This window comes from Geminicoccus sp. (assembly GCF_035556675.1).
In the GTDB taxonomy this organism is placed as follows: Bacteria; Pseudomonadota; Alphaproteobacteria; order Geminicoccales; family Geminicoccaceae; genus Geminicoccus.
Map to the genome: position 1 here is coordinate 1 of NZ_DATMFZ010000341.1, position 7,125 is coordinate 7,125.

At 70.0% G+C, this 7,125-nt stretch carries 7 protein-coding genes; 3 read left to right on the top strand and 4 right to left on the bottom strand.

Annotation, left to right across the window (positions count from 1 at the left end):
• From VNS22_RS23840 to VNS22_RS23855, 4 genes are all read right to left on the bottom strand, one after another.
• Positions 1 to 325, bottom strand: a 325-nt coding sequence (locus tag VNS22_RS23840) for an acyl-CoA dehydrogenase family protein (protein WP_325736945.1), incomplete at its 3' end; no start/stop codon positions are given.
• Positions 326 to 332: 7 nt separating this feature from the next.
• Entirely contained in the window at positions 333 to 1,592 is a 1,260-nt protein-coding gene (locus VNS22_RS23845) for an SfnB family sulfur acquisition oxidoreductase (RefSeq protein ID WP_325736948.1), read from the bottom strand.
• Between the two features lie 33 nt (positions 1,593 to 1,625).
• The gene (locus VNS22_RS23850; protein WP_325736950.1) at positions 1,626 to 2,606 is read right to left on the bottom strand and encodes an AMP-binding protein; all 981 of its coding nucleotides are present in this window, start codon (positions 2,604 to 2,606) and stop codon (positions 1,626 to 1,628) included.
• 41 nt (positions 2,607 to 2,647) lie between these two features.
• Complete coding sequence (locus VNS22_RS23855; protein WP_325736952.1) at positions 2,648 to 3,202, bottom strand: hypothetical protein; 555 nt, start codon at positions 3,200 to 3,202, stop codon at positions 2,648 to 2,650.
• A gap of 239 nt (positions 3,203 to 3,441) precedes the next feature.
• On the opposite strand from VNS22_RS23855, the gene ssuD reads away from it, so the two are divergent.
• The 3 genes from ssuD to VNS22_RS23870 form a co-directional block, all read left to right on the top strand.
• Positions 3,442 to 4,596 carry an FMNH2-dependent alkanesulfonate monooxygenase gene (gene ssuD / locus VNS22_RS23860; protein ID WP_325736954.1) on the top strand — a complete coding sequence of 385 codons (1,155 nt, stop codon included), beginning with the start codon at positions 3,442 to 3,444 and terminating at the stop codon, positions 4,594 to 4,596.
• 19 nt (positions 4,597 to 4,615) lie between these two features.
• A complete protein-coding gene (locus VNS22_RS23865) occupies positions 4,616 to 5,950 on the top strand; it encodes a sugar ABC transporter substrate-binding protein (protein WP_325736956.1) in 1,335 nt (444 codons plus the stop codon).
• 26 nt (positions 5,951 to 5,976) lie between these two features.
• On the top strand, positions 5,977 to 7,125 hold a 1,149-nt coding region (locus tag VNS22_RS23870), incomplete at its 3' end, for a sugar ABC transporter substrate-binding protein (RefSeq protein ID WP_325736958.1).

Genomic DNA, 7,125 nt, shown 5'->3' on the forward strand with positions numbered 1-7,125 from the left:
TCGCCTCCACCATGTAGTGATGATTCTGCGGGATCTGGCCGATGCTGGCATCGGCGGCCGAGACGATCGCCGTGACCTCGGCGAGCGTGACGGCGGACAGGCCGGGGCCGCCGAATGCCTTGGGTACCAGGATGCCCCACAGGCCGGACTGCGAGTACGCCTCGATCTCGGCCACCGGCAGGATCCGCTCGCGGTCACGCTTGGCCGAGCCTTCGGCAATGCGCATCGCGACCTCGCGGGCCGCGGCCAGCGCCTCGACGTCGCTGCCGATCCGGCGGGCAGGGGAGCGGCGCACCGGCAGCTCGGGCAGGGCAGGGTTGGTCATGGGCGCCTCACAGCCAGGGATGGCGCGGCGGCTTGATGCCATTCAGCGCGTGGTTGCCGATGTGGAAGTATTTCCAGCGCACCGGATCGTGCAGGGTGTGGACCCGGGCGTTGCGCCAGTGACGGTCCAGGCCGTGGCGGGCGAGGGTGGACCTGGTGCCGGCCAGCTCGAACAGCTTGTTGGTCGCGAGCACCGCGATCTCCGTGGTCAGCGCCTTGGCCCCCGCCACGGCCAGGGACGCCGCGGTGACGCTGTCCTCGTCGGGTGCCGCCGCCGCGTGGTCGACCGCACGCGCCGCGCGCCTCAGCAGCGCCTCGGCGGCGTGCAGGCGGAGCTGGAGGTCGCCCATCGCCTGGATGGTGAACGGGTCGTCGGCCGCCTGCTCCTTGCCGCTGTCGGTCCAGGGACGGCTGTGGTTGCGCACGAACCAGATCGTGTCGGCGATCGTGCCGCGGGCGATGCCGGCATCGATCGCCGCCTGGATGATCTGCGAGATGGGGCCGGCGGCGGTCGGCCGCTCGAAGGCGAGATGGGCAGGTACGACGTCGCTCCTGGGAACGAACACGTTCTCCAGGATTACGGTGCCCGAAGCGGTGGTGCGCTGGCCGAACGACGACCAGTCGTCGATCACGGTGAGGCCAGGCGCATTGCGGTCGAGGAAGGCCAGATGCCCGCGCTTCTCGGCATCGACCGCCAACACCGGCACGATGTGCGCGAGCAGCGCGCCGGTGGCATAGAACTTCCTGCCGTTCACCCGGTAGCCGTCGCCGTCCTCGGTCAGCGTGGTCTGGAATTCGGTGACCGTGCGGCTGCCCGCTTCGGAAAAGGCGTTGCCGAACCGGATGCCCTGCAGCACCTGGGCGAAGAACCGCTCCTGCTGCGCTTGGCTGCCGTCGCTGCGGATCGCGTCGATCAGGCAGAAATGGTTCTGCGGGATCTGGGCGAGCGACGGGTCGACCTCGGCGATGGTCCGCACCACCTCGACCACCGTCCGGTAGCCGAGACCGGGGCCGCCCCATTCCTTCGGCACGGTGATGGCCCAGAGCCCGGACTGGGAAAACCGGTCGAGTTCCGCGATCGGCAGGCGCTGGTCGCGGTCGCGCTCGATGGCTTGCTCGGCGAACTGCGCGGCGAGCTCACGGGCGATCCGGATCGCCTCGATGTCGCTGGTGATCCGGTGCGCTGCCGCCTGGGGACGTGGCCTCGGCAGGCCCGTCGAGACCTGGGCGCGGGCTGCCGGGTGGAGGACGACATGGGCATGGCTCATGGCAAGGTCGCTCCGGCTGGGTGCGTGGTACGATCACAGGGAACCGAGCGGCAGGATCAGCGGATTGTCGGCGCCTTGCGCCGGCAGCTGGCCGCGGTCTTGCTCGTCGGCGAGCGGGATGCCCAGCCGGGCGAGCCACTGGCGGGCGCCGGACGGCAGCATCGAGGTGCGCAGCGGCAGGCCGGCATCGTCCAGCACCTCGACGCCGACCACCCGGTCGAGCCCCAGCCGCTGGAGCAGCCGCGCGGCGGCCAGGCTGCTGAACCGCTCGGGCAGGGCAGCCCTCAGCGTGTCCTCCAGCACCCGCAGGCGATGGCGCGAGAGCAGGAGGACGCGGGGGCGGATCTGGCGACGGTCGGCCAGTGCCAGGTTCAGACTGGCCGGCAAGGTCATGCCGACGCCCAGGTCCAGCCAGTAGCGGAGCACGGCGTCCGGCGCCGCACTCCAGTCGGTGCTCTCCTCGAGCCAGACCGTGTGGCCGCCCCTGCCCGGCAGAAGGACGCCGCGCGCGTGCGCCTCCCGGCCGCCCCAGCCGGCGCGGACCAGCCGGTAGGGCACGATCCGGCGATGCGACAGCTCCTCGTCCCGGGTCGTGAACAGAACGGGCGAGGTCGGCGCCGCGAGCCAGGTGCCGGCACTCCCTGCGCCCAGGATCACATGCCGGACGTTGCGCCCGCCGGCCAGAAGGTGGATGCGGTCGGGAGGTTCGTTCAGGGGAACGGCAACCACCCTGGCGCCGAGCAGCCGGGCGGACAGGGCCAGCAGCAGGAGGCGCGGCTCCAATTCGCCCTGGGCGGCCACCGTATGGCCCGGGCCGATCCGATAGGCGCGCAACCCCTGGCTCAGGCGGTCGGCCTCGGTGCGCAGGTCCCGCCACGACCATTGCCGCCAGCGGCCCTGGTGGTGATGACGCAGCGCCGGCCGGTGGGGCTGCCGGTCGGCCAGCTCATGCAGCTGACCGAGCCAGCCATCGGCCGGCGGGGCGGGCTCGGGTCGGCGCGCGATGATCGTCATGCCTTGGCTCCGGGTGCCGCCACAGGCTGCTGGTGATCCGCTCAGCAATGGATCGGCAGGAAGGCGAGGGGCGTCAGGGGATGGGCGGCATCGGCCGGCGACACGCGCTCGGGCAGCCTGCAGCGGCGGACCACCTCCTCGGCAATCCCATCGATCTCCCGCGCCAGCAGCGCAGCGGGCAGCCGGGCGCCGTGGAAGTCGTGCCGGAGGGCATGCAGCCGCTCCGGCAGCACCCAGGCACCGCGGGCGCTGAGCATGCCGACGGCGTCGGACCCGGCGGGCGAGGCATCGGCCGCATCGTCCACCACGGCCAGCAGGACCGGAAGTGCTGGCAGCGTGTCCGACGCCAGCAGGGCCAGCGCCTTTTCCAGCCGTAGTGCCTGCTCCGGGCGGCGGGTCGACAGGCCCAGGACCAGCAGATCCGGGCGCGGCAGGTCGGCTGTCCGCTCGGCAGCGAGGTCGAGCACGCGGCCGACGCTGTAGGTGCGGTCGATCAGGGCATCGACGAGGCTGGTGACCAGGGTGGTGGCAGGCGAGGGGTGCTCCGTGGCGGTCGAGATTCCGAGGATCGACCAGGCGGGCGCGGCGACATGCATCGGTTCGAAGGTCCCAGGCTTCCTTTCCAGATCGCCAGCGCAGCACGATAAGTTAATATTGTCTATCAAATTTATCTACTATCCCGACCAAGGGCGCGTGGTCGGACGCACGGGCGGTGCCACCCATAAATCGACATAACAGATAAACTAAATAGACTTTTGGCATCCCGCTCGGCCTAGCTTGGGCCTGACGCCGGCTGGGACCGGCATCCCGCTCAACGATGGCGCATAGGGCAGGCATGACCGCACAGCCTCTGGAGATGTTCTGGTTCATCCCGACGCCAGGCGATGGGCGCTATCTCGGCACGCGCCAGGGGCATCGGCCGGCCGATCACCGCTACCTGCGGGAGATCGCCACGGCGGTGGACCGGCTGGGCTTTGGCGGCGTGCTCCTGCCGACCGGGCAGGGTTGCGAGGATGCCTGGATCACCGCCGCGGCGCTGGCCCCCTTGACCGAGCGGCTGCGCTTCCTGGTGGCGCTGCGGCCGGGCGTGGCCTCACCCGGCTTCTTCGCACGCCAAGCCGCGACCCTCGACCGGCTGAGCGGCGGCCGCCTGCTCCTGAACGTGGTGGTGGGCGGCAATCCGTCGGAACTCGCCGGCGACGGGATCTATCTCGACCACGACGCGCGCTACGCCCAGGCGGACGAGTTCCTGGAGATCTGGCAGCGGGTCCTGGCCGGCGGGAAGGTCGACTTCGAGGGCCGGCATCTGCGCGCCACCGGGGCGGTGCTCGACTTTCCCCCGGTGCAGCGGCCCCATCCGCCGCTCTGGTTCGGCGGCTCCTCCGAGGCGGCGATCGACTTGGCCGCGCGGCGGATCGACACCTACCTGAGCTGGGGCGAGCCGCCGGCACAATTGGCCGGCAAGATCGCCGCGGTCCGGACCAGGGCCAGGCTGGCAGGGCGCGAGGTCCGGTTCGGCCTGCGCATCCATCTGATCGTGCGCGAGACCGAGGCGGAAGCCTGGGCCGCGGCCGACCGCCTGATCGCGCATCTGTCCGACGACGCGATCGAGCTGGCCCAGCGCCGCTTTCGCGAGCAGTCCGATTCGGTGGGCCAGCAGCGGATGACCGCCCTGCATGGCGGCCGGCGCGACCGGCTGGTGGTGGCGCCCAATCTCTGGGCCGGGCTGGGCCTGGTGCGTCAGGGTGCCGGCACGGCGCTGGTCGGCAGCCCGGAGATCGTTGCGGCGCGCCTGCGCGAGTACCAGGCGCTCGGCATCGAGACGATCATCGCATCCGGCTACCCGCACCTGGAGGAAGCCTACCAGGTGGCCGAGCTGCTGTTCCCCGAGCTGGGCATCGGCGCCGGTTCCCACGGCCAGTCCCACCGCACCCATCCCGGCGAGTTCGGCGTCGATCGCGACGTACCGCTGCGCGCCGCCACCTCCTGACGCTTTGGAGCAGCATCCCATGATCAAGCGATTGGATCCCCGCCAGTTTCCCGACTTCACCAGCAAGCGCACGATCGACCGGCACATGGACCGGCTGGACAGCCAGGACGTGTCGCGCCGCGACTTCCTGAGCATCGCGTCGGCCGGTGCGGTGGCCGGCGCCACGGCGGCGACCCTCGGCCTGCCCTCGGTGGCGGTGGCCGATCCGTCCGGCAAGCTCGCCTATCTCGCCTGGACCACGCGGGTCGAATACATGGTGCAGGCGGGTGCGGTGTTCGAGGCCGCGACCAAGGCGCTGGGCCTGTCCTACACCCTGCTGGACGGCCAGTTCGACAGCCAGCGCCAGCTCAACCAGACCGAGACGGAAGCCACCAACGGCACCAAGGCCATCGTGCTGCACGCCTCGGACGGCAGCGCGCTCAAGCGCATCAGCCAGATCGCGAAGGACAACCAGATCTACTTCGCCAATGTCTGGGCGACGCTGCCCTGGTTCACCCCGTTCGACGCCAGCGACTACTACACGCTCTACGCGGTGCCGGAGGAGTTCTCCGCCCATCGCGGCGTCACCGTGGAACTGCTGAAGGCGGTCACCGAGCGCTTTGGCGGCGGCAGCATCATCGGCGTGACCGGCGTGCCCGGCTTCTCGACCGACACGGTGCGTTCGCGTGGCCGCGACGACGCCTTCAAGGACTTCCCCAAGACCAAGCTGGTCGGCGAGCTGCCCGGCAACTTCAACCGCGAGGACTCGCTCAAAGCCACGGAAGACCTGCTCAGCCGGCACAGCGACATCGTGGGGGTCGTCGCGCAGAACGACGACGTCGCCCAGGGCGTGATCGCGGCCCTGCGCGCTGCCGGACTGCGGCCGGGCGAGGACGTGCTGGTGGTGGGTGCCGACGGTACCACCGAGGGAGCCAATGCCATCAAGGCCGGCCAGCAGCTCGCCACCAGCGCCAACAGCCCGGGCTACTTCGCCGCCCTGTTCGCCGGCCGGCTCTACGACGTCACCCATGGCTGGCGCCCGCGCGCCGCGGAGCGGCTGCTCTACTGGCGCTCGGTGACCACCACCGCCGACAATGTCGACATCTATCTGAACCGCTACGTGAACAATGACGGCGTCGAGCCCTTCGACTACCGCAAGTTCTCGCACGTGCTGCACCCCGACGACTGGGACCCGCAGAACGAGGTCTTCCCGCTCGACATCGACCAGGAATGGGCAGGCATCCCTAAGCCCGAGGGCTGGCAGTATCCGCCGGCCTATCTCGAGGCGAAGAACAACGGCGAGTGGGAGGCGGTCACCCAGGAATACCGCGACCACTACCAGATCCCGTTCTTCGGCCCGTCGCCCAACGTCTGATCCCTTCCTCCGCTGGACCACGCCTCATGACCTTCGATCCGAGGACGCTGCCCGACTTCACCAAGAAGTCGGTCGTCGACCGGCACATGGAGCGGCTGGACACGCATGGCGTGTCGCGCCGGGACTTCTTGTCGTTCGCCTCCGCGGCGGCGGTGGCCGCCGCCAGCGCCAAGGCGTTCGGCCTGGGCCAAGTCGCCCTGGCAGACGGGGGCGGCAAGCTCGCCTATCTGTCCGGCTATCTGCGCAACGAGTGGAACGTCCAGTTCAGCGACGCGATCCAGGAGGCCGGCCGGCAGTTCGGCTACAGCTATACGGCACTGGACAGCCAGATCGACGGGCAGCGCCAGTACAACCAGTTCGAGGAACAGGTCGTCGCCGGCGCCAACGGCATGATCTTCAACCTGTCGGACGGCGCCGCGATCCGGCGGATCGCGGACGTCGCCAGCCGGGAAAAGATCTTCGTCGCCAACATCTGGGACAGCCTGCCCTGGTTCACGCCGTTCGAGACAGGCGACTACTGGACGCTCTACGCCCAGCCCGAGGAGTTCTCGGCGCAGAAGGCGCTGACCGAGGTCCTCTTGAAGAAGGTCACCGACGAGTTCGGCGGCGGCAAGATCGCGGCGGTCACCGGCAACCCTGGCAACACGCTGGACACGCTGCGCTCGCGCGGCACGGCCGCCGCGTTTGCGGCCTATCCGCAGACCGAGCTGGTCGACTCCCTGCCGGGCCTGTGGAACCGCGAGGATTCGCTGCGCGCGGCCGAGGACCTGCTCACCCGCCATGGCGACATCGTGGGCTTCGTCGGTCACAACGACGACGTCGCCCAGGGCATCCTCGCCGCCCTGCGCACCAATGGCCTGAAGGCTGGGCAGGACGTGTTCGTGGCGGCGACCGACGCCACGCTGGAAGGGGCCACGGCGGTCCGGAACGGCCTGCAGATCTCCACCAGCGCCAACAGCCCGCCCTGGGCCGGCGGCTTCTTCGTGGCCCGGCTCTACGACGTGCAGAACGGCTGGGAGCCCCGGCCGATCGAGCGGCTGCTCAGCTGGCGCTCGGTCCTGCTCACCCAGGACAATATCGACAGCTATTTCGGCCGCTATGTCGACAATAACGGCGTGGCACCGTTCGACTACCAGCGGATGTCCAAGGTCCTGCACCCGGATGACTGGGACCCG